Below are 22977 nucleotides of genomic sequence, written 5' to 3' on the forward strand. Positions count from 1 at the left end.
ACAGTGTAGATGGAGTTGGTCCCGTTCGACAGATTGCCGCCTTGCCGTACCGCGCCACGGGCGAAGGCCGTAACGGGCCGGTCGAAGTCCTGCTGGTCACCTCGCGCCGTACCGGGCGCTGGGTGATTCCGAAGGGTAATCGCCGCAAGACCGAGCAGCCGCACGTCGCGGCCGCGCGCGAAGCGGCAGAGGAGGCCGGCGTCACCGGCGCGATCTGTCCTGCCTCGCTGGGGTCATACGAGTACTGCAAGACGCTGCGCACCGGCGGCGAGGCGATGGCCCAGGTCCGGGTCTACCCGCTGGCCGTCACCGAGGAGCACAGCGATTGGCCCGAGGCGGGCCAGCGTACGCGTCGATGGTTTTCTCTTGCCGCTGCCGCCGAGGCAGTGGCCGAGCCTGATCTCCAGGCTCTGATTCGCAGTTTCCAGGCTTCGGATTTCCGCAGCCGTTCGACCACCACACCGTTTGCCCGCCACGTGGGCACCGTGAAAGAGAGATTGGGCATGTTCCACTGGTTCCAGAATCTGCTGCCGCGTCAGGGCAACTTCTTCGAACTGTTCGAAGCGCACGGCCAGACGCTCATCGCCGGCAGCACGGCCCTGTCGCGCCTTCTCGAAGGCGGTCCCACAATGGCCGAGCACATCCGCGAGGTTTCGGATCGCGAGCATGACGCGGACGACATCACCCGCGAGGTGCTGGTCACGGTGCGCCGCACGTTCCTGACGCCGTTCGATCGCGGCGCGATCACTTCGCTGATCACCGCAATGGACGATGCCATTGACCAGATGCACCAGACCGCGCGCGTCATCTCGCTCTACGAGGTGACCGAGCTCGAGCAGGAAATGCGCGACATGGCGGCGATCATCGTCGACTGCGCGCGCCTCGTCGCCGAGGCCCTGCCGCTGCTGCGCTCGATCCACGCCAATGCCGGCCGCCTGCACGAGTTGACCGAACGCCTCGTCCGGCTCGAAGGCAAGGCCGACGACGTGCACGATGCCGGCCTGGCCCGCACCTTCAAGACGCACGGCGAAAGCTCGCCGCTGCGTTTCGTGGTGGAGCGCGAGATCTACAGCCATCTCGAACGCGTCGTCGATCGGTTCGAGGACGTCGCCAACGAAATCGACGGCCTGGTCATCGACCACGCCTGAGGAGCAGGTTCCATGAACCACGTGGCCGTAGCCCTGCCGTTCATCATCGCTCTGGTGATCATGGCGCTGGCTTTCGACTTCATCAACGGTCTCCACGACGCGGCGAATTCCATCGCCACGGTGGTGACCACGCGCCTGCTCAGCCCGGTCCAGGCCGTGCTGTTCGCCGCCTTCTTCAACTTCGCGGCCTATTTCACCTTCGGCCTCAAGGTCGCCGAGACGGTGGGCAAGGGGATCGTCGACAAGGACGTCATCACCCCGCACGTGATCTTCGGTGCACTCGTCGGCGCGATGACCTGGAACGTCATCACCTGGTGGCGTGGCATCCCGTCCTCGTCGAGCCACGCGCTGATCGGCGGGCTGCTCGGCGCAGGCACGGCCCATGCCGGCACCGGCGCGATCGTGTGGAAGGGCGTGACCTCGACCACCTCGGCCATCGTGCTGTCACCGGTCATCGGTCTCGTGATCTCGATGCTGTTCATGCTGCTGAGCTCGTGGGCCTTCTCGCGCACTTCGGCCAAGAGCGCGGAAGGCGTGTTCAAGAAGCTGCACCTCGTGTCGGCCGCCGCCTATTCGATTGGCCACGGCGCCAACGACGCGCAGAAGACCATGGGGATCATCGCCGTGCTGCTCTATTCGCAGGGCATGCTCGGCGGCACGTTCCACGTCCCCGGCTGGGTCGTGCTGTCGTGCTACATCGCCATGGGCCTCGGCACGCTGTCGGGCGGGTGGAAGATCATCGAGACGATGGGCAGCCGCATCACCAAGCTGTCGCACCACCAGGGCTTCTGCGCCTCGGCGGGCGGTTCGGTCATGCTGTTCGCTGCCAGCGCTTTCGGCATCCCGGTTTCGACCACGCACACCATCACCGGTTGCGTGGTCGGCGTCGGCGCCGCACGCCGCGCCTCGGCCGTGCGCTGGAGCGTCGCGCAGCGTGTCTGCGTCGCCTGGCTGATCACGATCCCCGCCTCGGCGGCGGTGGGTGCGCTGTTCTATTGGATTGCCCGCCTGCTGTGATGTGCGCGGCGCGCAAGTGCCGTATAGGGAAAGCAGAGTGAAAAGGGGCGGTGCCGCGGCATCGCCCCTTTTTCGTTGACGGTCTTCGGACGCATAAGGCGCGCACAAAAAAAGGGCCGATCTTGCGACCGGCCCCGGAAAGTTTGGGAGAGGATGCCTGAAAGGCCCGTCCTAAATGCCGTTCGAATCGTCAATTTGCAAATGCGAACGCCGGCATTGCAATTGCGTTTCATGCAATTGACAATCAAGCCGCCAGATTGACAGAGGCTAAAAATTCGATATTTCGATAATTATCGAATCATGGAGCTGGTATTGGACGCATCGCAGGTCGTACGCGCGCTTGGCGCGCTCGCGCAGGAACATCGCTTGGCCGCGTATCGGCTCCTCATCCAGGCCGGTGCGAACGGCATGGCGGCCGGGGCAATTGCCGGCGATCTTGGTGTGGCGCCGTCTTCTATGAGCTTCCACCTCGCCACATTGGCCCATGCCGGGCTCGTCCGGCAGAACCGGCAGGGCCGGTCTATCCGCTACTTTGCCGATTATCCGGCGATGGCCGGGGTGATGGGCTATCTGACCGAGAACTGCTGTGGCGGCGTGCCGTGCATGACCCCGCCTGTTTGCGTCGAGGCGGACGATGACGATCGGCCGGGCTGCGCGGGCGGATCGGTCGCGTGACTGGCAGCACGCAAGCGCGGCATACCTTGGTGCGCGCCATCGCCGCCGAAGCGTTGGGCAGCCTGATGTTGTTCGCCACGGTCATCGGCTCGGGGATCATGGCCGAGACACTCGCGGGCGGGAACCGGGCCGTGGCGCTGCTGGGCAACACCCTGTCGACCGGCGCCATGCTCTATGTCCTCGTCACGCTATTCGCCCCGGTGTCGGGCGCACTTTTCAACCCGGCGGTCACCTTGGTGTTTCGCGCGCTGCGGGTGATCGGGACGCGGGCCGCGCTGTGGCACGTCGCAGCCCAGCTTGCCGGTGGCATCGCCGGGGTGTGGGTCGCCCACCTCATGTTCGGCCAGGACCTTCTACAGGTCTCGACCCGGGTTCGCGCTGGCGGCGGCCAATGGGCGGGCGAATTCGTCGCCACGTTCGGTCTGGTCCTGACGATCCTCGGCACCTTGCGCCATCGGCCTTCGGCCGTGCCTGCGACCGTCGCGCTTTATATAACCGGTGCATACTGGTTCACATCGTCGACCAGTTTCGCCAACCCCGCGATCACCATCGCGCGGGCCTTCTCGAACACCTTTGCGGGGATCGCCCCGCGCTACGTGCCCGGCTTCATCGCCGCCCAACTTGCCGGCGCCATGGCGGCCGTGCTTGCGGCGCGGCTGCTGTTCCCGCCTTCCGATTCCAACGAGGAGTTTGCCTCATGACCCCCGACATCATCATCTATCACAACCCTGCCTGCGGCACCTCGCGCAACACGCTGGCGATGATCCGCAATGCCGGAATCGAGCCGCATGTCATCGAATATCTCAAGACGCCGCCGTCGCGCGCCATGCTCGAAGGGCTGCTGGCCCGGGCAGGCATGCGGCCACGCGACCTGTTGCGGGCGAAAGGCACGCTGTTCGAGGAACTGGGCCTTGCGGACGAGAGCCTGGCCGATGATGCGCTGCTCGATGCGATGATGGCGCATCCGGCCCTGATTAACCGGCCGCTCGTCGTCTCACCGCTTGGCGTGAAGCTGTGTCGGCCGTCGGAGGCGGTGCTCGACCTCCTCCCGCAGCCGCAGCAGGGCGCCTTCACCAAGGAAGACGGTGAGGTGGTGATCGACGCCGCCGGGCAGCGCATCGGATGAGCGCGGTGACGCCCGACCGGCTCCGCGTCCTTGCCGACCCGGATCATTTGCCGGCGCTGCGGCCCGACGTCGCCTATCGCAGCCCGGCCCTGGGGCTGGGGCCGCTCGATCCCGCGCCGCGCATCCTGCTGCTCTATGGCAGCCTGCGCGAGCGGTCCTATTCGCGGCTCGTGGTCGAGGAAGCGGCGCGTCTGCTACGCTTTTTTGGCTGCGAGACGCGCATCTTCGACCCTGCGGACCTGCCGTTGCCCGACCAGGTCGCAGGGGACGACCACCCGGCGGTCCATGCCTTGCGCGAACATGCGCTGTGGTCCGAAGGCCAGGTCTGGTGCAGCCCCGAGCGGCATGGCCAGATAACCGGGATCATGAAGATGCAGGTCGATCACCTGCCGCTCGCGTACAAGGGCCTGCGCCCGACGCAGGGCCGGACTCTGGCGGTCATGCAGGTCAGCGCCGGGTCGCAGTCGTTCAATTCGATCAACACGCTGCGCGTGCTGGGGCGGTGGATGCGTATGTTCACCATCCCCAATCAGTCCAGCGTCGCCAAGGCCTATGCCGAATTCGACGAGGCGGGGCGGATGAAGCCCTCGGCCTACTATGACCGCATCGTCGACGTGATGGAGGAACTGGTCCGCTTCACCGTCCTGCTGCGCCCCCACGCCGCGCAACTGGTCGATCGCTATTCCGAACGGCTGGAGAAAATCGAGGGGGTCGACGGACAGGCGGTGGCCAAGGCCTGACGCGCTCTTTCCAAGGACGCGGCGATGGCGCACACTATAGCCATGCATCGCACGCTCTATCCCCCGATCGAACCCTATGAAACCGGCATGCTCGATACCGGCGAGGGCCATGTCATCTATTACGAGCGCTGCGGGACGCCCGGCGCCAAGCCGGCCGTGTTCCTGCATGGCGGGCCAGGCGGCGGCATCGGGCCAGCGCATCGGCAACTGTTCGACCCGGCGCGCTACGACGTGCTGCTGTTCGACCAGCGCGGCTGTGGTCGCTCGACCCCGCATGCCGGGCTGGAGAACAACACCCCCTGGCACCTCGTGGCGGACATCGAGCGGCTGCGCGCGCTGGCCGGTGTCGATCAATGGCTGGTGTTCGGCGGATCGTGGGGCTCGACGCTCTCGCTCGCTTATGCCCAGCGCCATCCCGAGGCGGTCAGCGAGCTGGTGTTGCGCGGGATCTACCTCTGTTCACCGGCGGAACTGGCCTGGTTCTACCAGTTCGGCGTGTCGCAGATGTTCCCCGACAAGTACGCCCGGTTCGTCGCGCCGATTCCCGAGGCGGAGCGGGGCGACATGCTGCGCGCCTATCACCGGCGGCTGACCACTGGAGCCAGGGAAGAGCAGATCGAGGCCGCGCGGGCCTGGTCGATCTGGGAGGGCGAGACGATCACCCTGCTGCCAGATCCCGCGCACACCGCGCAGCACGACGATGGCCACTTCGCCTTGGCCTTCGCGCGGCTGGAGACGCATTACTTCGTGCATGATTGCTGGCTGGAGCCCGGCCAGCTGCTCGCGGGCGTCGACCGTTTGCGCCATATCCCGGCGACGATCGTGCACGGCCGCTATGACATGCCGTGTCCGGCGCACTATGCCTGGGCGCTGCACGAGGCCTGGCCTGAGGCCGACTTCCACCTCGTCGAGGGGGCGGGCCATGCCTTTTCGGAGCCCGGCATTCTCGATCGACTGATCCGCGCGACCGACCGCTACGCCGGCAAGTAAGACCTGATCCGGCCCCTTTCACACAGGAAGGGGCCGGCGGGCCGGATCACATGGCGCGGCGCAGGTGCTTCCCGCCATAGCGCTGGCCGAGATAGGCCGACAGGCGGCGCAGGTAGCCCGAAGCCTCGGCCGCGCTGTCGTTGCGGCAGGGCAGGGGGTTGATGCTCGTGCCCGTGGCGCGGCGTTCCACCTTTTCGCAAAGAAGCTCGATGTCGCTGCGCGACAGGAGGTTCTTCTCGCGCATCAGGCACAGCAGCGATTCGAGGATGATCAGGCTTTCCTCGCCCGCATCCGCGCCGTCCAGGCCGAGCCGCGATTCGCTGTTACAGCTGTCCATGTTCGAAGACCTCTCACCAATATCGTTTGCATAGCATACTATGCCGCCAACGACGTTTGGCAAGATCAATCGATGAGGCCGCCTCCCAGCGTGCGGTAGAGCGTCACCAGGTTGCTGCTGCGGGCCAGCCGGGTGCCAATCAGCTGCTGCTCGGCGGCATAGGCGGTGCGCTGCGTATCCAGTGCGGTGAGGAAGGATTCGACGCCGGCGCGATAGCGGGCGTTCGACAGGTACGCCGCCTGCTGGGCCGCGGCGACGCGGGCGGTCTGTGCCGCCAGCTGCTCGTCGATCGTCCCGCGCTGGGCCAGCGCGTCGGACACTTCGCGAAACGCGGTCTGGATCGCCTTCTGGTATGTCGCCACCGCGGCATCGCGCGATGCCTTGGCGTAATCCAGGTTCGCCTTGTTGCGCCCGAAGTCGAACAGCGGGACGCTGGCGGATGGCCCGACGCTGTAGGTGCCGCTGCCCGATGAAAAGAGGTTGCCGAGCGTCGCGCTGATCGTGCCGATCGAGGCCGTCAGCGAGATACGCGGGAAGAACGCCGCGCGCGCCGCGCCGATATTGGCGTTCTGCGCGATCAGCTGATGTTCGGCCTGAAGCAGGTCGGGGCGGCGCAGCAGGACCTCGGACGAGAGGTCGCCGGGCATGGCATCGCGCGTCGGCGCGGTCTTGCCGAGGCTATCGGGCTGCAGCGCGGCGGGCACGGGGGCGCCGGTCAGCAGTTGCAGCGCGTTGAGATCCTGCGCGATCTGGGTCTTTGCCACGGCGATGTCGTTACGAGCCGACTGATAGCTGCTCTCGGCCTGCTGCATCTCGAGCGCGGACGTCACGCCGATGCGGAACTGCGCGCGGGTCAGCTCGAGCGACTGTTCGAAGGCTTTGAACGTCGCCTCTGCGGTGGCGAGCTGGTCGCGATCGGCGGCCAGCGTGAGCCAGGCGTTGGCGATCTCGCCGATCAGGCTGACGCGCGTTGCCCGGCGGCCTTCCTCGGTGGCGAGGTATTGCTCGAGCGCGGCCTTGGACAAGTTGCGCACCCGGCCGAACAGGTCGATCTCGAAGGCCGAGAGACCGACGCCAGCGGTGAAATACTGGATGTCGGTCGGCCCGCCGCCACCCGCGCTACCCGCGCCGCCGGCGCTCGCGGCGAACGAGGCGGTATTGGTGTAGGTGCCCGCGCCGGTGGCACTGACCGAGGGCAACTGGTCGGCGCGCTGCACGCGGTATTGCGCCCGCGCCTGGAGCACGTTGGCCGCCGCAAGGCGCAAGTCCTGGTTGTTGGCCAACCCCAGTTCGATGACCTGGCGCAGGCGCTCGTCCTGGAAGAAGTCGCGCCAGCCGATGCGGGCGAGGTCTTCGGTCGCGGCGACGGGGGCGGCGGGATAGACGCCCTCGCCCTGCGGAAGGGCGGGGGGCACTGCGGGCGCAGGGCGAACATAGCGCGGGGCCATGTTGCATCCTGCGAGCAGCAGGGCCGGGGTGAGCAGCGAAAGGCGGATGGCTGTGGTCACGGAAGTCATGCTCCCTCGCGCGCGGGCGCGCCGTTGGTGTCGTCGGGGGCAGAGGGATGCACGGCGGCAGCCTGCTTGCGCTTGCGGCGATGGAACAGGTCGTAGACGACGATGAAGAACATCGGCACCAGGAAGATCGCCAAGACCGTCGCCGAGAGCATGCCGCCGACCACGGCGCGGCCGATCGCGTTCTGGCCACCGGCACCCGCACCCGAGGCGACCGCGAGCGGCATGACCCCGAAGACGAAGGCAAAGCTGGTCATCAGGATCGGGCGCAGGCGCAGTCGTGCGGCCTCAAGCGCCGCATCGAAGGCACCCATGCCGTCGCGCATCCGCTCCTCGGCAAACTCGACGATGAGGATCGCGTTCTTGGCCGAGACGCCGATCGTGGTGATGAGGCCGACCTGCAGGTAGATGTCGTTGTTGAGGCCGGTGAGCGTGGCGGCCAGCACTGCCCCCACGACGCCGAGCGGCACGACCAGCAGCACCGACAGCGGCACCGACCAGCTTTCGTACAGTGCCGCGAGGCACAGGAACACGATCAGCAGCGACAGCCCGTAGAGCGCCGGGGCCTGCCCGCCGGAAAGGCGTTCTTCATACGACAGGCCGGTCCATTCGAGCGCGGTTCCCGGCGGCAGCTTGGCGTGGATCGCCTCCATCGCGGCCATCGCCTCACCGGTCGACACGCCGGGGGCGGGCGCGCCGAGCAGTTCCATCGCCGGCTGGCCGTTGTAGCGGGTCAGCGCCGAGGGGCCGAGCTTCCAGTCGATGGTCGAGAAGGCGGTGAAGGGCGCCATCGTGCCGGTGGACGAGCGCACGAAGAGCTTGGACAGGTCTTCGGGTGCCATGCGGAACGGGGCATCGGCCTGGAGGAACACGCGCTTGACGCGGCCACGGTCGATGAAGTCGTTGACGTAGGAGCCGCCCCAGGCGGTGGAGATCGTGCGGTTGACGGTCGCGAGATCGAGGCCGAGCGCGCCGGCGCGATCCTGGTCGATGTCGACCTTGAGCTGCGGGGCATCGTCGAGCGAGTTGGGACGCACCCCGACGAGGCGCTTGTCCTGCATCGCCATGCCCAGCATCATGTTGCGCGTCTTGACCAGCGCCTCGTGGCCAAGGCCGGCGCGGTCGACGAGTTGCAGGTCGAAGCCCGTCGCATTGCCCAGTTCCTGCACGGCCGGCGGCGTGACCGCGAAGATCAGCCCGTCGCGATAGGCCGCGAACGTGCCCATGCCGCGTCCGGCGATCGCCTGCGCCTTGTTGGCGGCGCCCGCACGATCCGCCCACGGCTTGAGTGGGATGAAGGCCAGGCCGCTGTTCTGGCCCGAGCCGGCAAAGCTGAAGCCGTTGACGGTGAACACGCCCTCGATGTTGGCGCTTTCGTTCTTGAGGAAGTGATCGCGGATCGTCGTCAGGCCGCGTTCGGTGCGCGCGCTGGTCGAGCCGGCCGGCCCCTGGACCAGCGCGATGATCGCGCCCTGGTCTTCGTCGGGGAGGAAGCCGCCGGGCAGGCGCCAGAACAGCAGGACCATGCCGCCCACGATCAGCGCATAGATCACCATCGAGCGCTTCCAGTGGCGCATCGTGCCGCGCACCGCACGGTCGTAGCGTGCCTGGCCCTGGTCGAACGTGCGGTTGAACCAGCGGAAGAAGCGCGCGAGCGGGCCGTTGCTCTCCTTGTCCTGCGGCTTGTGGGGCTTGAGGATGGTGGCGCAGAGTGCAGGCGTCAGCACCAGCGCGACCAGCACCGAGAGCACCATGGCCGAGACGATCGTGATCGAGAACTGGCGGTAGATGACGCCGGTGGAACCGCCGAAGAAGGCCATCGGCAGGAACACCGCGGCCAGCACCATGGCGATGCCGATCAGCGCGCCCGAGATCTCGTTCATCGACTTGCGCGCGGCGTCGATCGGGCTGAGATGCTCGGTCACGATCAGGCGCTCGACGTTCTCGACCACGACGATCGCGTCGTCGACGAGCAGGCCGATGGCCAGGACCATGCCGAACAGCGTCAGCGTGTTGATCGAGAAGTCGGCGATGGCCATGACCGCGAACGTGCCGAGCAGGACCACCGGCACGGCGATCGTCGGGATCAGCGTGGCGCGCCAGTTCTGCAGGAACAGGAACATCACGAGGAAGACGAGTACGACCGCCTCGATCAGGGTGTGGACCACCTGCTCGACCGACAGCTTGACGAACGGTGTCGAGTCGTAGGGGTAGATGACCTTGATGTCCGACGGGAACTGCTTGGACAGTTCGGCCACGCGCGCCTTGACGAGGTCGACCGTCGCGAGCGCGTTGGCGCCCGGCGCCAGCTTGATCGCCAGGCCCGCCGCGGGCTTGCCGTTCCACTTGGAATCGAAGCCGTAGCTTTCCGAGCCGATCGCGACGCGCGCCACGTCGCGCAGGCGCACGACCGCGCCGTCGCCGGCCGACTTGAGGCGGATGGCGCCGAATTCCTCGGGCGTGGTCAGCCGCGAGCGGACCGAAACGGTGGCGTTGAGCATCTGCTCGGCGGTCGAGGGCAGGCCGCCGATCTGGCCGGCTGAGACCTGCGCATTCTGGGCGGTGATGGCCGCCGTGATGTCGTCGATCGTCAGGGCATATTGGTTGAGCTTGAGCGGGTCGATCCAGATCCGCATGGCGTATTGCGCGCCGAACAGCTCGGTATCGCCGACGCCGTTCACGCGCGACAGCGGGTCCTGCAGCTTGGACACGATGTAGTCCGACAGGTCCGCACCCGAATGCGAGGCGTTGTCGGAATAGAGCCCGATCACGACGAGGAAGTTCTGTGTCGCCTTGGCGACCTGGACGCCCTGCTGCTGGACCTCCTGCGGCAGGAGCGGCGTCGCCGCCTGCAGCTTGTTCTGCACCTGCACCTGCGCGATGTCAGGGTTCGTGCCCTGCTCGAAGGTGAGGGTGATCGAGACCGTGCCTGCTGCGGAGGACGAGGAGGAGAAGTAGCGGAGGTGATCCAGCCCCTTCATCTGCTGCTCGATCACCTGGGTGACGGTCTTCTCCAGCGTCTCGGCATCGGCGCCCGGATACGTCGCGATGATTGAGACGGCAGGCGGCGCGATCGCCGGGAACTGCGAGATCGGCAGGCTGCGGATGGCGAGCGCACCGGCCAGCATGAGAACGATGGCGATGACCCATGCAAAGATGGGTCTGTCGATGAAAAAGCGGGCCATGGCGAGTTACTTCGCTTTCGCGCCGGGCGCCGCGGCAGGTGCGGCTGCGGCAGGCGCGTTCGGGTTCCACGGCTGCGCGGTGACCGGCATGCCGGGCTGGAGCATCATGCCGCCCTCGACGATGACGCGGTCGCCATTGCGCAGTCCGCTGGTGACGATCCAGTTGGCACCGGACGTGCCGCTGGTCTTGACCGGGCGCGGCGCCACCTTCTTGTCGGCGCCGATGACCATGACCACGGGATCGCCACGCTCGTCGCGGCTGACGGCCTGCTGGGGCACGAGGATCGCGTTCTGGACGGTGCCCTGGACCAGCTTGGCGCGCACGAACATGCCCGGGAGGAGAAGGCCGTCCGGGTTGGGAAACACGGCGCGAAGGACCTGCGATCCGGTGGTCTGGTCGACGGTCACGTCGGTGAACAGCAGCGTGCCCTCGAGCTTGTAGGTGCTGCCGTCTTCGAGGATCAGCTGGACGCGGGCCTTGCCATCGCGGGTCAGCTGGCCGGCGGCGATCTGCTGGCGCAGCTTGAGCACGTCGGCGCTGGACTGCGGAATGTCGACATAGACCGGGTCGATCCGCTGGATCGTCGTAAGCGCGGTCGTCTGGCCGGCGGCAACGAGCCCGCCGGTGGTCGTCAGCGAGCGGCCGATGCGGCCCGAGATCGGCGCGCGGATCACGGTGCGCGCAAGGTCGATCTGCGCGGCTTGCAGCGCGGCACGCTGCGCGGCGATGTCGGCGCGCGCCTGCCCGGCGCTGCTGATCGCGTTGTCGTAGTCCTGGCGGGCGATCGCGTTGATCTTGACCAGCTCGCCATAGCGGCGGGCCAGCGCCTCGCTGGCACCGATCGTCGCCTGCGCCTTGGACAGTGCGGCCCGCGCGCTGGCAACCGCCGCACGATAGGGGGCGGCGTCGATGCGATAGAGCGGCTGGCCGGCGCGGACGGTATCACCTTCGGCGAACAGGCGTTCCTCGATCAGGCCGTTGACCTGCGGGCGGACGTCCGAGGTCTCGTACGCGACGGTGCGGCCCGGCAGTTCGGTGCTGATCGACAGCGGCTGCTCGCGCACAGCAAGGACCGAGACCGTCGGCGGCGGCGGTGCTTTGGTTTCCTGGCCGCCGCCGCAGGCCGAGAGGGCAAGGGCGAGGGCCAGCGGCGCCGCGAGCGCGGACACTGGCAGGACAGGTTGCGAGGACCGCGCGGGGCCGAAAGTCCGAGCCGGGGCTAGCTGCCGCAAAAATGTCATGCAATATCCTGCCGATTGGTCTATGAGAGTGAACGATCACTCACATCGCCGCTAACGTACCGGAGGGGCCACGGTCAAGCGCGAACTTGGAGAGGAAGCGGTAAAGTCATGGGTCTGGTTGACGCAGAAGGGCCGTACGGCCTCGGCGGTAAGGCTATCGAACGGCGCGAACGAATCGTCGCAGCCGCCCGCGCGCTGTTCATCGAACATGGGTTCCATGCAACGGGCGTGGCACAGATCGCCAAAGCCTCGGGCGTCGCCGTGGGCCAGCTCTATCGCGACTTTGCCTCGAAGGAGGCGATCATCGCCGCCATCGCCGAGGCCGATGCCAGCGATTACCTCGCGTGCGATGGCTATGCCTGCGCCGCCTTCGGCATCGATCCGGTGGCCGACGAGGCCGCAGCCTGGACCTGGCTGCGCGGTTTTCTCGATCCCGATCCCGACTGCTCGAGCATCCTGATGACCGACATCCTCGCCGAATCGGCGCGCAATCCCAAGGTCGCGGCGATCTTCGAGACCATCCATCACCGCGTGCGCGACGCGATCCTGCGCGTCGTGTCGATGCTGGTTCCCGCCACCCCGGCGCTCGAGCCTGATTGCGCCGGCGAACGCGCCCTGATCGCCGACCTGGTGATGACCCTGTCGCTGGGGCTGATGCAGCAAGACATGCTTCACGGCGAAGCGCAGTCGCGCCGGCTGGCCGATGCCGGGTTCGAGATGGTGCGCATGCGCATCATGGCGCTGCGCGATACCTGCGCCGGCCGGGCGCGGGCCGAGGCGTCGTTTCCGGCATGGGCCATGGCGGACCACGCCTGAATCGGCGAAGGGGCCCCGCCTGCGTCAGGACACCGGGTCGGCGAGGTCCCGGCCCGAGCGCATCGCGGCGTTCCTGAACTGCTGCCGCAGCCAGCCCAGCCCCGGATCGTTGGCGCGGGCGGAGTGATACTGCATCATCTCGTTCATCGGCGGCAACACAATCGGGCATTCGGCGATACGCAGCGCAAAGGGCCCGACCAGCAGGTTGGCCAGCCGCTCGTGCATCAGCGCCAGGCGATCGGTATCGCGCAGCAGCCACGGCACCTGCAGGAACGACGGTGCCACTACCTCGATCCGCCGCTGATAGCCCCTTTGCCGCAGGACTTCCTCGATGAAGGTCTGGCGGTTCTGGATCTCGACCGCGACATGCCCGCACGCGGCAAAGGCTTCCGGCGTCAACGCTTGCTCGAACACAGCGTTGCGGGCGCAGCCGATGACAACGTGGCGCTCGGTGAACAGCAGCTCGCGCGGATGGTGCGGCGAGACATACTGCTCCGGCGTCATCATCAGGTCGAGGCCGCCGTCCTCCATCGCCTTGGCGCTGGCGCTTTCGGGCAGGCGGATCTCGAACTCGATCCCCGGCGCTTCCCGGTTGAGGCGGGCGATCAGCGGCGCGATCAGGACCGTGCCGATGTAGTCCGAGGCGGCGATGCGGAAGCGGCGGCGCGACGTGGCCGGATCGAAATCCGACGAGGAGGCCAGCAGGTTGCGCATGTCCTCGATGGCCGATGCGATCGCCGGTGCCAGTTCCATTGCCCGCGCCGTCGGGATCATCTTCTTGCCGTGCTGCACGAGGATCTCGTCACCCAGCGATTCGCGCAGCCGCTTGAGGGCCGCGCTCATCGCCGGCTGCGTCATGTTGAGGCGCTGCGCCGCCCGCGTGACGCTGCGCTCGCGCATCAGCATGTCGAAGGCGACGAAAAGATTGAGATCGAACTGGTCCAGCCGCATCGCGCATCCTTGCCGGGCCATCGTCGTCTGGCCGCCCCGGCGCGGCCTTGGCGTCATGTATCCATCATCACCGTCGATGATAAGCACTTCCGTGTAGATACGTTTTTGATGGCGGGCCCGCTTCATGACCGCGGCTTGACGCCCCCGGCACCGGAACCTTACCCATCAACCCTGAGGTAAATACGGGGGAGGGGAACCCATGCTGGATATTGCGGCGACGATCGCGCTGCATTTTGCCGTCGTCCTGGCCATTGCTGCCATCGCGCAGGTCTGGCGTGGCCATGGCATCGCGCCGGCTGGGGCCAGGACAAATCCGGCAATGCAGCGAGTGCGCTTCCGGCCCATCATGATCGGGCTGGGCTGCACCGCGGTCTACTGGCTGGCCCTGGTGCTGAGCGGCGACCTGCAGAACCAGATCCCGTTCACCGCAGGCCTCAACTGGAACTGGGCCGGGAAGGTCGTGGCCATCGCCACGTCCCTGGCGCTCGTCGCCGCGCTGCCGATGCTTTCTGCGCGTGGGGTCGGGCTGACGTGGCGCCAGCGTCCTGGATCGCTGCGCCCGGCCTTGCTGGTCGTTGCTGCGATCTGCGCGCTTTCTTGGGGTGCCGAGGCCCTGGTTCATGACGGGACCGATACCTCGCTCGAGCGGCTGCTCTATCAGGCGACGATGCCCGGGATCGACGAGGAGCTCTTCATGCGCGGCATCCTGCTCGCGCTCATGGTGCAGGGCTTCGGGCCGAGCCGCGCGCGCGCCGATGCGCCGTTCGGCTGGGCCGAGTGGGCCGTGACGTTCCTGTTCGCGGCAGGCCACGGCCTTCGCGTTGCCGATGGCGCGCTGGCGTTCGATCCGCTCGTCTTCGCGCTCACCGGCACGATCGGGGCAGGGCTTGCCTGGTTGCGCCAGCGGACCGGGTCGCTGGTGGTGCCGATCCTGGCCCATAACCTGGTGAACCTGGGCAACTCGTTCTTCTGAACCCGGCCGCGGCGTTCAGCGCCAGCGCGGCGCGGCCTTGGCGAGGTCGTTGCGGATCGTCGTTGCCGCGACGCCACCTTCGCCCATGGCGTGGCTGATCTGGTCGAGCCCGAGCACCACGTCGCCGGCGGCGTAGAGGCCGGGCACGTCGCACCGCTGGTGATCGTCGACGAGAAGGCAGCCCTCGTCGGTGCGTTGCGCGCCGACGCCGCCGGCCAGCTCGGATCGGATGTCGGAGCCCAAGGCGGGATAGAGCGTGTCGAACCGATGTGGCCCGTCTTCGAGGAATACGGTGATCGCACCATCGCCCGGCATCACGCCGCGGCAGGGTCCAGTCAGCGCTACCCCGGCTTCGGCCAGGGTGGCGCGCTGGTCCGGGTCGAACTGGTGGGGCCCTTCCGGGGCGATCAGCGTGATGTCGGCCGAATAGCTGCGCAGGAACATCGCCTCGTTGAAACCGCGGGTGCCTGTTCCCAGCACTGCGATGCGCTGGTCGGTTACTTCGAATCCGTCGCAGACCGGGCAATATCGCAACTGCCCCGCCGCCAGCGCTCGCGCGTGGTCGCGATCGTCCATGCCCGCCGGCCGGTGATTGACGACGCCCGTCGCCAGAAGGACCGTGCGCGCCGCGACTACGCTGCCATCGGCGCAGGTCGCCTCGAACAGGCTTCCGGTCATGTCCTCTTCGCGTCGGCGCAAGCCGTCGACCCGGCCAAGCCGCAGCCCGGCATCATAGCGCATGGCTTGCGCGCGCATGCGGTCGAGCAGATCCGGCCCGGTGATCCCGTCGGGAAATCCCGCGTGGTTGCGTGTGCGCGGGATGAGCCCGGCGCGGCTGTGCCCGGCATCGATCACCGTCACTTGGCAATGGAAACGGGCAAGATAGATGGCGGCGGTCAATCCTGCCGGGCCCGCGCCGATGATCAGGCAATCGAGCGGGGCGTCGTGGTCGTCGACGTGCATCGTGGTTCCGGTCTGCAAGAGGAGGCGCCCCGCCAGAACCATGGGGGAACCCGGCGGTTCCGCGCTTCCGTCCCGGTCCGTCCGTTCAGCCGGCCGATCCGCGCGGGCCGTCCATGCCGGCGCAGGCGGGGCGCAGCAGGCCGGCGAAGCCCACCCACAGGCCGACGCTGACGATCGCGAAGCCGCCCAGCACGAAGAACGCCACGTGATAGCCGAGCAATTGCGCCAGCCACCCGCCGAGGGCTGGCGACAGGCTGGCGCCCAGGCCCTGCACCGTCATCACCGCGCCTTGTCCGACGTTGACCCGGCCCGTGCCGCGCAGCAGGCAGGCGACCAGACCCGGCACCGCCACGCTTTGCAGGCCGGCCCCGATCCCGTCGAGCGCCTGGACAGGCCAGACGCCCCAGTGCTCGATCACGGTGCCCGCGATCAATCCGCGCAGCGGCAGCGCGACGAACGAGATGAGCAGTACCAGCCAGTAGCCGCGCGCCGAGACCAGCTTCATCGCCGCGATGCTGGCGAGGATCATGACGGCCTGCGCCACCATCACGGTGGTGGCGGTAAACATGGCCGCGTCGCCCTTGCCGGCTCCCACGACAGCCAGCCCGTAAAGCGGCAGCATGGCGCCGTTACCGAGGTGAAAGAACGCCAGCGCCAGGGCGAGCACGCCCATCGGACGATTGCGCAACAACTCGCGCAGGCCTTCGGCCTGGCCGCCCTCACCATGGTCGGGCGCGTCGTCTGCCTCCAGCCCGCGTGCCGCGCGGTGATCGATCGCACGTTCGGGAATGGACAGCACCGAGGCGATCGCCAGGACACCGAACGCGGCGGCGAGGAAGAAGATCGCCGGCATGCCGAAGCGCCAGCCCAGCCATCCTGACAGCCCCGCACCCACCAGATTGCCTGCATGGTTCCAGGCCTGGTTGCGCCCGTTCTGCGCATTGAAGCCGCGCTGGCGTACCACGCCAAGCGTCATGCCCGCCACCGCCGGGCCGATCGCGGCGCCGGCGATCGCGGTGGCGATCTGGCTGGCGGTGACCACGAGGCCCGATTGCGACCACAGGATGAGGAACGAGGCCAGCACGGTGCAAATGCCGGTGATCACCACCACCCAGCGCTTTTTCTGCGTGTGATCGATGAAGGCCCCGGCGGGGGCGGTCATGACCATCCCGGCAACCCCGCCGACCGTCATGACCGTGCCGATCGGTCCGGTCTGCCAGCCCCGCTGTTGCAGGAACACGCCGAGAAACGGGCCGATACCGGCCTGCATATCGGCCATGAAGAAGTTCAGCGCCTCGAGAGAGCGCGTGGCACGGCGGCGATCGCCATCGGATGCGCCGATGGCGTCGTGCGCATGGCCTGGAGTGGCGGGCGAGGCGGCGGACATGGATGCGGGTCTCCGTCGGGTCGTTCTTGCTCAACCCTCGGATTTGCCCAAATATCCGGGTGCAGCATCGAACATCCCGATGGTGCACCCATTCCTTCGCTCCGCAGGATGATCAGGCGTCACTCGTGGCAAGGGTTTGCAAAGGCACCGGGACATCGCGTGTTTGGCGCCGCGCCAGCACGCCCGGGATCGGGCGGAGGCTGGCAAGTCTGGCCAAGGCGAACGCCTTTTGCGGTACCGTCACGGGCATAGGCGTCGCAGCGCCATCCGGCTCGGGCAAGACCCGCTTGCTTAACCAGATGCCGGAAAGGGCCACGATCGTGCCCATGGCGAGGTCGGCGATGTAATGCCCCCCAAAGTAGGGAGTCGACGCGATCATGACCGCGTTGAGCGGAAGCACGACGAGGCGCAGGCGGCGCAGCGACAGGGCCGCCCACGACAGGAGAATTGCACCGGAACAGTGGTAGCTGGGAAATCCGATGATCGCCATGCTGGCCGTCGCATCGAGCTGCAGGAAGCTTCCCGAGCGAAGGTCATGAAGCGTTGTGACCCAAGACATTCCGGGTAGGCCCATTGCTTGCGCCGATCCAATCGCAATCTTTTCGTGGATCGACGGCGACGTCTCGGGGGCGATCGAAAATATTGCCACAGTCAGGGTAAGCACGAACACGTTCGCAATGATGAACCGGTTCATCTTCGCGCCATGTGTCAGACCAAGGATGAAGATGATGATCGTCAGCTGGGGGAGGAACGAGAAATAGGCCCGCCCGAGCAATTCGCGAAAGACGGGATGGGCCGCGACGAACGTCGCATAAGCCTGCCAATCGTAGCCGATGGCGCGGTCGAACGCCATTGCGCTACCATCGATGTATGCTGATCCGGTACGGGCTGCCGCGCACTCGAACCAGACGGTTGCGCAGCCGCACAAGGCCTGCTGCAACACGCCCCCGCAGGCACGGCTGAGGGGATGGTCCGGCCTGCGGATCGCAAGGACCACCGATGCCAGGCAGCCGAAACATAAAGACGCAAGGCCCGGATACATGAGGCGAGGGTGGATTGTGAAGCCGGCATAGATGAAGGTGGTCAGGGACAAGGCGGCGTAGGCGAATACGATGCACCAGGTTCGCATCGTGCTGGATTGATCCATTCGGCAGGGTCCGGTGATATTGTCCTCGGGAGGACTTGGGGGGACGGCCTGTCTGGCAGCCAGAGTGCTAAACGCGCCTTAATTCTTCCACCAAAATGGCAGCAAAAACCGCCTATAAAGAATGGGTTGGCTCAGGTCCTAACGCCTGGGTGCCAAGCGTGGCGGCCGCTAGAGCAGGGCACGCCATGGCGAGCCGCAAACATGGGCTGGATTTGGGGAGCGGAGTGAGGAACCCGCTTTTTTACCGTTACATGAAAGGTGACGGTGACATGGCCCAGAACACGTTCGAGGATATCGGGACGCCGGAACTGCTGGCCGCACAGGATGTGCTGCGTGGGGGCCAGGGTACGTATCTGGCGAAGGCGCAGGTGGGGCGGATCGACCTCACGCTGCGGTTCACGGCCGAAGCGGTCTGGGTGATCCTGCGGCGCGGTGTGGGTCGAGGCATGGCGCTGCGCTTTCCGGTCTTCGGGAGCAACGCCATCGCGCGTGTCCTGCCGGCCGACGATGGCATCGCGGCGATGGAATGGCAGTCCAACGCAGGGAAGGCGGTGCTGACGATCGGGGGCGAGCCGTTCGGGCTGGAGCAGCTTCACGCCCGATATGTGTTCACGCCCCATACTGCCATGCGCATCCCGCGGCTGCACCGCGATGTCGTGGTGTTCGATGCCCAGGGCAGGGTCGACCATGCCTCGATCAGGGTCGAAGCGCAGCAGCGCAAGCTCAATACCGGTTTGCTCTATTTCGACATCGGCGAGCCGGAGTTCGGCAAGGTCCTCTACATCCAGAATTTTTCGGCGCTCAATGCGTTCTTCAATGCAACCGGCACGACGCCGCAAAACGCGGTGCGCTGGGACTGCCCTGAGCTGGGGTATTCACCGCCGATCGACGCGGAGGCCGGAGGCGTCATCTTGCCTGCGGGCACGCCGATGCCGCTCTACGATACCATCCTCTCGGTGCGAGCCTATCCCAGGCGCGATGAAGCGGATTCCGCCTGGCAGTTCCTCGACATGCTCGGCGGGATCTATCCCTCGCTTACGCCGCCCGAGCCCGCCTACCGTGCCTGGCCCGCGCGCGCCGAGGCCACGGTGCGCGATCTGATGCATGCCCCCGAGGCGCGGATCGAGCACGACGGCCACGTCTATTTCCATCCCTATACCGCCAGTGAGTATCCCGACGTCATGGTGCAACTGGCGATCGCCTCGGCGCTGGATGTCCATGGCCGGTGGAAAGGGGTGCGGCATCCGCTCGTGCGCGAGATCATGGCCGGCATCGGGCATTTCCACGACAAGGAACTGAAAACGCTGCGGCGCTACCTGCCCAATGTGGGGAAGGACAAGGACGCCAATGCGGTCGACAGCTGGTATCTCTACCACCCGATGCTCAACCTCGCGAACCTTGCGCTTGCGGGTGACGAGCAGGCGCGCAACCTGTTCCTCGACACGATCGACTTCGGCATCCGTGCCGCCCGCCATTTCGACTATCGCTGGCCGATCCTTTACGACATCCGCGATTTCTCGGTGATCCAGGCGGTGACCGAGGCGGACGAGCGTGGGCAGACCGACGTGGGCGGAATCTATGCATGGGTCATGCTGCAGGCCTATGCGCTGACATCGGACCAGCGCTTTGTCGACGAGGCCAAGGCGGCGATCGACGCTGCGAAGGGCATGCGTTTCGACCTCAATTACCAGGCCAATCTCACCGCGTGGGGCGCGACCGCTTGTGCCCGGCTCTGGCGCATCACCGACCGCAAGGAATACCTTGAGCAGAGCTATGTCTACCTGGCGAGCTTCTTCCACAATGCGCAGATCTGGAACAGCGACATCGGCAAGGCGCGCCACTGGAGGAACTTCCTCGGCGTGACCTGCCTTCAGGACGCGCCGTACATGGCCGCCTACGAATGCTTCGACAGCTATTGCGCATTCGAGCGCTACCTCGACTACGGCGGCCCGGACGTCATCCCTGCGGTGCGCCTGCTGCTGTCGGAATACTGCCGTCACGCGCTCGACCGGGCATGGTTCTATTATCCCGATGCCCTGCCCGAGGATTGCGTGGCCCGCGACGATATCCGCAATGGCTATATTGCCCGCGATCTCAATTTCCCGGTGGAGGACCTCTATCCCGATGGCCAGCTCGCCGGACAGGTCGGCCAGGAAATCTACGGCTGCGGCGGCGCACTGCTCTATACCGCACTCAGCTTCCGCAGGATCGAGGGCATTCCCTTCCTGATCTGGAGCGACGCCTTCATCCGTGCGATCCACCAGCTGGATGCAACCACGGTGAGCCTGCGGATCGATGGCCCGTCGGGCACACTGGCGCGGCTTGCTCTGGTGGCCAAAGGCGATGCGCTTCCCCCGGGGCTTACGGCTGAACTCAAGACGTCGTCGGGTCAGGTCATCGCGTTCCGCGACGAGGCGACAAGGCTGGAGGCGTGGGTAGCGGCGGACGCAGCGCTCGTATTGTCCTGGAAATGTCAGGCGCCATGCGATGCGCGTTGTTTGCGCGAGGACGGACGGCCCGCGCGATGCACGAGTGCCGCCTGAAGGCCCTCTTCGCGAACTTGCCTGTCGCATTCGATCGCTGGCTTATGATCGCTCGCCAGCGGGGCGTTGCGCTCACCGGGTTAGCCCAGCATAGAATAAGGCCGACAGATACGCGGCGATCACGCTGGCACGCGAAAGGGCTGCGATGAATTTTGTCCAATGGTTGAGTTCTTTGGATGAAATACTCTACGAACTTATGGCGTGGGTGCTGTTCTATCCGATCACGCTGTGGAAGATCGTTCGCTCGCCGATCAGGACGATGAAGTACGCCGAAGATCAGCTAACCCTGCCCAAGTCCGAGCAATTTCGCGCCACGGTCAGTCCGCCGATCATGCTGGTGCTGACGATCGTGGTTATCCAGGGTGTCGGTATTGCCGTGGGGGATGGGGTCAGCCCGATCGTAGCCAGTCACCACGGCCTGGCTGCGCTGGTTAACGACAATACCAGCCTGCTCTTGCTGCGGCTGGCGTTGTTCGGTCTCTTTGCCCTGGTTCTCGCGGCGCGAAAGGTCCGCCGCAGCGGAACGGTGATCAATCGCGATACGCTCAAGCCCCCCTTCTATGCGCAGTGCTATGCGATCGCCCCATTCGCGCTTCTGGCCAGCGGCGGGGTGACGATCGCAATCTCGCCCGACGTGCGTCTGGCGCCATGGGGGCTGGCGGCAACCCTTGGTGGCTTCATCTACTACGCGGTGGTCCAGGTTCGGTGGTTCAGCGTCGAACTGGGGCAGACACGCCTGAGATCGAGCGTCGACGTCTTGTTCGGGATGGCGCTGAGCATCGCCATCACCCTTGGTCTCGGAGTGCTGTTCCGCTGATCCGCAAGTCGCCGGAACATTTGGAAATGCTGTTCGCTCTACACGACAAGTCCGGGCGCTGGTTTCCGGATTTTGCTCTCGATCGCGAGGTTCGTCATGCTCCGCCGTCTTCAACTGGCTTCCTGCCTCATCGCTGTGACCTGCGCTGCTGCCCCACTTGTGGCCACTGCCCAGAACACGGGTCTTTCGGATCTGGTCGGAGCCCGGGCGGGGCAGGCCGAAGGCGAACTGCAGCGCCGCGGGTACGTCAACACGGGCGGTACGAAGGCTGACGATCGCTCCTATACGAACTGGTGGAACGCCAGCCGCCAACAATGCGTGACGATTGCCGTGATGGATGGCCGTTACGCGTCGATCACGGCGACACCGGCGCCGGATTGTCGCCAGCGCGCGACCGCCACTCCGCCCCGGCCGTCGTATGACTACGGCGCGCAGGCCGCGCGGCCCCGGCCCAGGTATGAACCCGATCGGGGCTATTCCCGCCCCCAGCCGTCCTATGACGGCGGCCCCGGCTATGCGCCGCCGGTGGTCGATGGCCGTCCGGTCGAACTGGGTCTGGTGTGCTTCGGCGATGGGTCTCGCGACGGCATCGCCAGTGGCACGACCTGGACGTGGAATGCGCAGCGTGATCGCTATGAATATGGTCGCTACAACGAGACGCGCCAGGAAGTGTTCGACGCGTCGCTGATGATCCAGACGTGGCCGGGTGGCGGGCGCATCAAGCTGCCCCGTGCCCTGATCCCGCCGATCCATTCGCGCGGAGCCGACGGTTGGTGGGATCTCTACGATGTGGCCGTGACGCCCGACACGATCCGGGCGAGCTACCGGCTGAACGGGCTGAACAAGCCGCGTATCTTCATCGACAGACGATCCGGTCGTGTCACCGTCGAGGGATTGTCCAACTATGGCTTCCGCGGGACTTGCGACCAGATGGGCAACACGCCGCGACGGTTCTGATCGGTCGCAGCGCGATGCGGGTGCCGGGCAGACTGGCCTGGCACCTCGGGGCCCCCTCTTGATGGCATCGTCGCAAGCGGCCATGCGGCGGACACGCGAGCATTTTGCTAATGATAGAGGGGTGTCAAAACCGATGAACGATCCACAAGAACACTTCGCCCACTGCATCCAGGTGTTCGGCGGCGTCACTGCGGCGTCGCGCCGGCTGGGCATCGACGAGCGCGCACTGCGTCGTTTTGTCAGCGGCGAGCGGCCGGTGACGCCAACACTGCTGCAAGACACGGCCAAGGCGCTGGATGCCCTGATTGCCGAGGCCAGTGCCGCTCGTCGGGCGATCGAATCGGCCTGAAGCGGGGGCGACAAGCGTCGCCGCTTTCGGTGCGATCGTGCGTCATTGGTCGAGACAGGGGCGCCGCCGATGGGAAACATCGGTCGGCGCCGCTTGCGGT

General features: G+C 66.4%; 21 protein-coding genes. 13 read left to right on the plus strand and 8 right to left on the minus strand.

What is annotated here, in order from left to right; all coding sequences use genetic code 11:
- The first annotated feature begins 41 nt into the window (after positions 1–41).
- From V7Q48_RS00005 to pip, 7 genes are all read left to right on the plus strand, one after another.
- The gene (locus tag V7Q48_RS00005) at positions 42–1148 is read left to right on the plus strand and encodes a DUF47 family protein (RefSeq protein WP_333835741.1); all 1107 of its coding nucleotides are present in this window, start codon (positions 42–44) and stop codon (positions 1146–1148) included.
- Positions 1149–1160: 12 nt separating this feature from the next.
- The gene (locus V7Q48_RS00010; protein ID WP_333835534.1) at positions 1161–2165 is read left to right on the plus strand and encodes an inorganic phosphate transporter; all 1005 of its coding nucleotides are present in this window, start codon (positions 1161–1163) and stop codon (positions 2163–2165) included.
- 300 nt (positions 2166–2465) lie between these two features.
- Complete coding sequence (locus V7Q48_RS00015) at positions 2466–2840, plus strand: ArsR/SmtB family transcription factor (protein ID WP_333835535.1); 375 nt, start codon at positions 2466–2468, stop codon at positions 2838–2840.
- On the plus strand, positions 2837–3541 hold the full coding sequence (locus V7Q48_RS00020) for an aquaporin (RefSeq protein WP_333835536.1): 705 nt from the start codon (positions 2837–2839) through the stop codon (positions 3539–3541). Before V7Q48_RS00015 ends, V7Q48_RS00020 begins: the two co-directional genes overlap by 4 nt.
- Positions 3538–3966: an arsenate reductase (glutaredoxin) gene (arsC, locus tag V7Q48_RS00025; RefSeq protein ID WP_333835537.1), complete on the plus strand. Its 429-nt coding sequence runs from the start codon at positions 3538–3540 to the stop codon at positions 3964–3966. Before V7Q48_RS00020 ends, arsC begins: the two co-directional genes overlap by 4 nt.
- On the plus strand, positions 3963–4706 hold the full coding sequence (gene arsH / locus V7Q48_RS00030; protein ID WP_333835538.1) for an arsenical resistance protein ArsH: 744 nt from the start codon (positions 3963–3965) through the stop codon (positions 4704–4706). Before arsC ends, arsH begins: the two co-directional genes overlap by 4 nt.
- A 24-nt stretch (positions 4707–4730) precedes the next feature.
- Entirely contained in the window at positions 4731–5696 is a 966-nt protein-coding gene (gene pip, locus V7Q48_RS00035; RefSeq protein ID WP_333835539.1) for a prolyl aminopeptidase, read from the plus strand.
- 46 nt (positions 5697–5742) lie between these two features.
- On the opposite strand, the gene V7Q48_RS00040 is transcribed toward pip, so the two are convergent.
- From V7Q48_RS00040 to V7Q48_RS00055, 4 genes are all read right to left on the minus strand, one after another.
- The gene (locus V7Q48_RS00040) at positions 5743–6033 is read right to left on the minus strand and encodes a hypothetical protein (RefSeq protein WP_333835540.1); all 291 of its coding nucleotides are present in this window, start codon (positions 6031–6033) and stop codon (positions 5743–5745) included.
- Positions 6034–6098: 65 nt separating this feature from the next.
- Positions 6099–7550 carry an efflux transporter outer membrane subunit gene (locus V7Q48_RS00045; protein ID WP_333835541.1) on the minus strand — a complete coding sequence of 484 codons (1452 nt, stop codon included), beginning with the start codon at positions 7548–7550 and terminating at the stop codon, positions 6099–6101.
- Positions 7547–10732 carry an efflux RND transporter permease subunit gene (locus tag V7Q48_RS00050; RefSeq protein WP_333835542.1) on the minus strand — a complete coding sequence of 1062 codons (3186 nt, stop codon included), beginning with the start codon at positions 10730–10732 and terminating at the stop codon, positions 7547–7549. Before V7Q48_RS00050 ends, V7Q48_RS00045 begins: the two co-directional genes overlap by 4 nt.
- Positions 10733–10738: 6 nt before the next feature.
- Positions 10739–11902: an efflux RND transporter periplasmic adaptor subunit gene (locus V7Q48_RS00055; RefSeq protein WP_333835543.1), complete on the minus strand. Its 1164-nt coding sequence runs from the start codon at positions 11900–11902 to the stop codon at positions 10739–10741.
- Positions 11903–12082: 180 nt separating this feature from the next.
- Between V7Q48_RS00055 and V7Q48_RS00060 the strand changes: the two genes are divergently transcribed.
- Positions 12083–12790, plus strand: coding sequence for a TetR/AcrR family transcriptional regulator (locus tag V7Q48_RS00060; protein ID WP_333835544.1), 708 nt, complete (start codon positions 12083–12085; stop codon positions 12788–12790).
- A gap of 24 nt (positions 12791–12814) precedes the next feature.
- Here V7Q48_RS00060 and V7Q48_RS00065 read toward each other — a convergent pair whose 3' ends face one another.
- Positions 12815–13741 (minus strand): LysR family transcriptional regulator, encoded by a 927-nt coding sequence (locus V7Q48_RS00065; RefSeq protein ID WP_333835545.1) that lies wholly within the window; start codon positions 13739–13741, stop codon positions 12815–12817.
- A gap of 199 nt (positions 13742–13940) precedes the next feature.
- On the opposite strand from V7Q48_RS00065, the gene V7Q48_RS00070 reads away from it, so the two are divergent.
- The gene (locus tag V7Q48_RS00070; RefSeq protein WP_333835546.1) at positions 13941–14714 is read left to right on the plus strand and encodes a CPBP family intramembrane glutamic endopeptidase; all 774 of its coding nucleotides are present in this window, start codon (positions 13941–13943) and stop codon (positions 14712–14714) included.
- A gap of 15 nt (positions 14715–14729) precedes the next feature.
- Here the strand turns inward: V7Q48_RS00070 and V7Q48_RS00075 are convergent, their stop codons facing one another.
- The 3 genes from V7Q48_RS00075 to V7Q48_RS00085 all read right to left on the minus strand — a co-directional run bounded on the left by V7Q48_RS00075 (position 14730) and on the right by V7Q48_RS00085 (position 18211).
- On the minus strand, positions 14730–15677 hold the full coding sequence (locus V7Q48_RS00075) for an NAD(P)/FAD-dependent oxidoreductase (protein ID WP_333835547.1): 948 nt from the start codon (positions 15675–15677) through the stop codon (positions 14730–14732).
- Positions 15678–15762: 85 nt separating this feature from the next.
- Positions 15763–17064, minus strand: coding sequence for an MFS transporter (locus V7Q48_RS00080; RefSeq protein WP_333835548.1), 1302 nt, complete (start codon positions 17062–17064; stop codon positions 15763–15765).
- Between the two features lie 112 nt (positions 17065–17176).
- Positions 17177–18211 (minus strand): phosphatase PAP2 family protein, encoded by a 1035-nt coding sequence (locus V7Q48_RS00085; RefSeq protein WP_333835549.1) that lies wholly within the window; start codon positions 18209–18211, stop codon positions 17177–17179.
- A gap of 269 nt (positions 18212–18480) precedes the next feature.
- On the opposite strand from V7Q48_RS00085, the gene V7Q48_RS00090 reads away from it, so the two are divergent.
- The 4 genes from V7Q48_RS00090 to V7Q48_RS00105 all read left to right on the plus strand — a co-directional run bounded on the left by V7Q48_RS00090 (position 18481) and on the right by V7Q48_RS00105 (position 22877).
- Positions 18481–20754, plus strand: coding sequence for a hypothetical protein (locus tag V7Q48_RS00090; protein ID WP_333835550.1), 2274 nt, complete (start codon positions 18481–18483; stop codon positions 20752–20754).
- A gap of 145 nt (positions 20755–20899) precedes the next feature.
- Positions 20900–21571: a hypothetical protein gene (locus tag V7Q48_RS00095; protein WP_333835551.1), complete on the plus strand. Its 672-nt coding sequence runs from the start codon at positions 20900–20902 to the stop codon at positions 21569–21571.
- Between the two features lie 159 nt (positions 21572–21730).
- Entirely contained in the window at positions 21731–22528 is a 798-nt protein-coding gene (locus V7Q48_RS00100) for a hypothetical protein (protein ID WP_333835552.1), read from the plus strand.
- Positions 22529–22661: 133 nt separating this feature from the next.
- Entirely contained in the window at positions 22662–22877 is a 216-nt protein-coding gene (locus V7Q48_RS00105) for a hypothetical protein (protein WP_333835553.1), read from the plus strand.
- Positions 22878–22977: the final 100 nt, after the last annotated feature.

The sequence above is a fragment of the Novosphingobium sp. genome, from assembly GCF_036803765.1.
Classification (GTDB): Bacteria; Pseudomonadota; Alphaproteobacteria; order Sphingomonadales; family Sphingomonadaceae; genus Novosphingobium.

What these genes read in the sequence shown, in the direction of transcription:
- V7Q48_RS00060 (WP_333835544.1), top strand. Translation starts at nt 12,083, where the DNA reads ATGGGTCTGGTTGACGCAGAAGGGCCGTACGGCCTCGGCGGTAAGGCT.
- V7Q48_RS00080 (WP_333835548.1), bottom strand. Translation starts at nt 17,064, where the DNA reads ATGTCCGCCGCCTCGCCCGCCACTCCAGGCCATGCGCACGACGCCATC.
- arsC (WP_333835537.1), top strand. Translation starts at nt 3,538, where the DNA reads ATGACCCCCGACATCATCATCTATCACAACCCTGCCTGCGGCACCTCG.
- arsH (WP_333835538.1), top strand. Translation starts at nt 3,963, where the DNA reads ATGAGCGCGGTGACGCCCGACCGGCTCCGCGTCCTTGCCGACCCGGAT.
- V7Q48_RS00065 (WP_333835545.1), bottom strand. Translation starts at nt 13,741, where the DNA reads ATGCGGCTGGACCAGTTCGATCTCAATCTTTTCGTCGCCTTCGACATG.
- V7Q48_RS00070 (WP_333835546.1), top strand. Translation starts at nt 13,941, where the DNA reads ATGCTGGATATTGCGGCGACGATCGCGCTGCATTTTGCCGTCGTCCTG.
- V7Q48_RS00085 (WP_333835549.1), bottom strand. Translation starts at nt 18,211, where the DNA reads ATGGATCAATCCAGCACGATGCGAACCTGGTGCATCGTATTCGCCTAC.
- V7Q48_RS00040 (WP_333835540.1), bottom strand. Translation starts at nt 6,033, where the DNA reads ATGGACAGCTGTAACAGCGAATCGCGGCTCGGCCTGGACGGCGCGGAT.
- V7Q48_RS00045 (WP_333835541.1), bottom strand. Translation starts at nt 7,550, where the DNA reads ATGACTTCCGTGACCACAGCCATCCGCCTTTCGCTGCTCACCCCGGCC.
- V7Q48_RS00015 (WP_333835535.1), top strand. Translation starts at nt 2,466, where the DNA reads ATGGAGCTGGTATTGGACGCATCGCAGGTCGTACGCGCGCTTGGCGCG.
- V7Q48_RS00075 (WP_333835547.1), bottom strand. Translation starts at nt 15,677, where the DNA reads ATGCACGTCGACGACCACGACGCCCCGCTCGATTGCCTGATCATCGGC.
- V7Q48_RS00050 (WP_333835542.1), bottom strand. Translation starts at nt 10,732, where the DNA reads ATGGCCCGCTTTTTCATCGACAGACCCATCTTTGCATGGGTCATCGCC.
- pip (WP_333835539.1), top strand. Translation starts at nt 4,731, where the DNA reads ATGGCGCACACTATAGCCATGCATCGCACGCTCTATCCCCCGATCGAA.
- V7Q48_RS00010 (WP_333835534.1), top strand. Translation starts at nt 1,161, where the DNA reads ATGAACCACGTGGCCGTAGCCCTGCCGTTCATCATCGCTCTGGTGATC.
- V7Q48_RS00095 (WP_333835551.1), top strand. Translation starts at nt 20,900, where the DNA reads ATGAATTTTGTCCAATGGTTGAGTTCTTTGGATGAAATACTCTACGAA.
- V7Q48_RS00090 (WP_333835550.1), top strand. Translation starts at nt 18,481, where the DNA reads ATGGCCCAGAACACGTTCGAGGATATCGGGACGCCGGAACTGCTGGCC.
- V7Q48_RS00105 (WP_333835553.1), top strand. Translation starts at nt 22,662, where the DNA reads ATGAACGATCCACAAGAACACTTCGCCCACTGCATCCAGGTGTTCGGC.